Here is a 511-nt window from a genome sequence, read left to right on the forward strand (position 1 = left end):
ACCGGTGGGGGTACCGGGTGAACTGTGTGTGTCCGGTCTGGGTCTGGCTCGCGGCTATCTGGATCGTCCAGAGCTGACGGCTGAGAAATTCGTACCGAATCCATTTGCGGCTGGCGAAGCAGGCTATGAACGGATGTACCGTACAGGTGACTTGGCAAGATGGATGCCAGACGGCAATATCGAATATTTGGGCCGGATCGACCATCAGGTGAAAATCCGGGGCTACCGGATCGAGCTGGGCGAGGTCGAGGCACAAATTTTGAAAGTGGAAGAAGTGCAAGAGGTCATCGTACTGGCACAGGCGGACGAGCAGGGGCAAAACCAACTGGTGGCGTACTATGTTGCTGAAAGGGACGTGAGCGCTGGTGAGCTGCGCAGCTTACTGGGCGAGGAGCTTCCAAACTACATGGTGCCTTCGTATTTGGTACAGCTGGAGCAGATGCCGCTGACGCCAAACGGCAAAATCGACCGCAAGGCACTGCCAGCACCGGAAGGCAGCCTGCAAAGCGGA

The 511-nt window shown here is 57.1% G+C and carries 1 protein-coding gene; it reads left to right on the top strand.

All coding sequences use genetic code 11. The annotated features are described in order from the left end of the window. The coding region (locus tag L693_RS27780) for an AMP-binding enzyme (RefSeq protein WP_155983777.1) at positions 1 to 511 on the top strand (511 nt) is incomplete at both ends.

It is taken from the genome of Paenibacillus sp. 1-18, from assembly GCF_000520755.1.
Classification (GTDB): Bacteria; Bacillota; Bacilli; order Paenibacillales; family Paenibacillaceae; genus Paenibacillus; species Paenibacillus brasilensis.